The organism is Oceanibaculum sp. (assembly GCF_022449305.1).
Taxonomy (GTDB): Bacteria; Pseudomonadota; Alphaproteobacteria; order Oceanibaculales; family Oceanibaculaceae; genus Oceanibaculum; species Oceanibaculum indicum.
The window spans coordinates 1-2,154 of record NZ_JAKUSO010000124.1 but is presented as its reverse complement, the minus strand read 5'-3'; the positions used below and the strand labels follow the sequence as shown (position 1 = coordinate 2,154).

The window sequence follows — 2,154 nt, the reverse complement described above, 5'->3', positions numbered from 1 at the left end:
TGAAAGGAGGATGTCCACATGCCGAAGTCCCATTCCCCGTATCCGCGTGAGTTCCGCCGTCAGATGGTGGAGCTCGTGAGGGCGGGACGTACTCCCCAGGAGCTCAGCAAGGAGTTTGAGCCCTCGGGCGAGGCGATTCGCAACTGGGTGCGCCAGGCGGATCGCGACGAAGGGCTGCGAGAGGATGGTCTCACGACCGCTGATCTGGAGGAGCTGCGGCGTCTGCGCCAGGAAAACAAGCAGTTGCGGATCGAGCGTGAAATCCTGGCAAAAGCAGCCACCTGGGTAACCGTTCAGTCCCCAAGGGGCGTCATGTGATGTCAAGAAATAGCTGTACTTTTTCAGAGTGTGCTGGTATCTTGGGATTGGTAGATCACGGTGCTCAATCGAGATATCATCAAGCCCATGGAAAGACCGAGCGAACTTCCTATTTCGGATGCCGATTGGCAGTGCACGCCGATCGCGGTGCAGACGGTGTTGGTGAGTTTGTGGGAGCAGGTCAGGAAGTTGCAGCAGGTGGTCGAGCAACAAGGGGTGCAACACGCGGCGCGGATTGCGGCGCTGGAAGAGCGATTGGCGCGTCGACAGGGTCGAGGCAAAGGATCGCCACCCTCGGAGGGAACGGAGACTTCGCGCAAGAGACGTCGCAAGCGTCGTTCCTCGGGTCGTTCGCCGGGTGGTCAGCCGGGCCACCAAGGCCATGGGCGCACGCTCTTGCCGGTGGATCAAGTGGATGGAGTGGTGCCTATCAAGCCGATCAACTGCCGCCACTGCCGTCAGGCGCTGTGCGGCGACGATGCTCATCCTCAGCGCCACCAGGTGGTCGAAGTGCCGCCCGTGCGAGCTCAGGTCACCGAGTATCAGTTGCATACCTTGCGCTGTCGTCACTGCGACACATTGACCGAGGCCGCATGGCCCGATACCGTGCCGCGCAGCACCTTCGGGCCCAGCATACAAGCGTGGGTCGGCCTGTTGTCGGGTGCCTTCCGGTTGAGCAAGCGCAACATCGTGGCGCTGCTGTCGGACGCCTTTGGGGTAGACCTGGCGCTGGGTTCGATCAGCCGGCTGGAACAACACGTGGCCGCGGCCATTGCAGCGCCGGTGGAAGAAGCCGGCACCTACGTGCACCAACAGCCGGCGATCAACATCGACGAGACCAGTTGGCGCGAAGCCCGCGGCAAAGCCTGGCTGTGGACGGCGGTTACCTCCCTGGTCACCGTCTTCGCCATCCGTTTGCGACGCAGCGGCGAAGTCGCTCATGAACTCTTGGGCGAGCACACCACAGCTGTGGTCGGCTCCGATCGCTACGTGGTATATGACTATCTGCCGCTGGCGCAGCGCCAGATCTGCTGGTCGCATTTGCAACGCACCTTCGAGGACTTCGCCGAACGGGGCGGGGAAGCGGCCACGGTCGGCAACCAGCTGATCGATTACACCAAGCAGCTGTTTTTGTGGTGGCACCGAGTCCGCGATGGCACCCTCAAACGCTCCAGTTTCCGGGTCTACGTCAGCGACCTGCGCTGGCGGCTCCGCTTCCAGCTGTGGTGTGGTGAGCAGTTTGCCGATGCCCAGACGGCGGCTACCTGCGCCAATCTCCGAGCCGTCGAACCGGCGCTGTGGACTTTCGTGCGCAAGGAGGGCGTCGAGCCCACCAACAACGCGGCAGAACGGGCCTTGCGGCATGGCGTCCTGTGGCGCCATACCAGCTTCGGCACCCACAGTCCGGCCGGTAGCCGATTCGTCGAGCGCATGCTCACCGTCCGCGATACGCTGCGCCAACAGCACCGCAATGTGCTCGATTACCTCACCGAGGCATGTCAGGCAGCTGTGGAACAACACGCGGCTCCTTCATTACTTCCCAAACCTGCGTCCCCTCAGACGTAATCAACCAAACACTCAAATCAACCCTCACCTACCTGCAGCACGCAGGGACGTGAACGGTTACCCTTGGCAGAGCACCGTCGTCCACATGCGGATCATCGATGATCCCGTTCGCGTGTTGTGATTCCCTCGGCGCCACCCAGAGGTAAGGCCGGGTTGCAGGGGAGCTGGAAGTCATCGATCATGGCTGCGAGGCGTCGATCGAGAGGTCGCCGATCTGGTCTGCGATGTCTATCTGATTCGCTGGCTGTGACAGGCGGGTGCTTCTGTGCG

The 2,154-nt window shown here is 62.1% G+C and carries 2 protein-coding genes; both read left to right on the top strand.

The features are described 5' to 3' along the window. Window positions 1–18 precede the first annotated feature (18 nt). Window positions 19–318 carry a transposase gene (locus MK313_RS18090; protein ID WP_287783633.1) on the top strand — a complete coding sequence of 100 codons (300 nt, stop codon included), beginning with the start codon at window positions 19–21 and terminating at the stop codon, window positions 316–318. A gap of 60 nt (window positions 319–378) precedes the next feature. Further along, window positions 379–1,884 carry an IS66 family transposase gene (gene tnpC, locus MK313_RS18085; RefSeq protein WP_287783631.1) on the top strand — a complete coding sequence of 502 codons (1,506 nt, stop codon included), beginning with the start codon at window positions 379–381 and terminating at the stop codon, window positions 1,882–1,884. Window positions 1,885–2,154 lie beyond the last annotated feature (270 nt).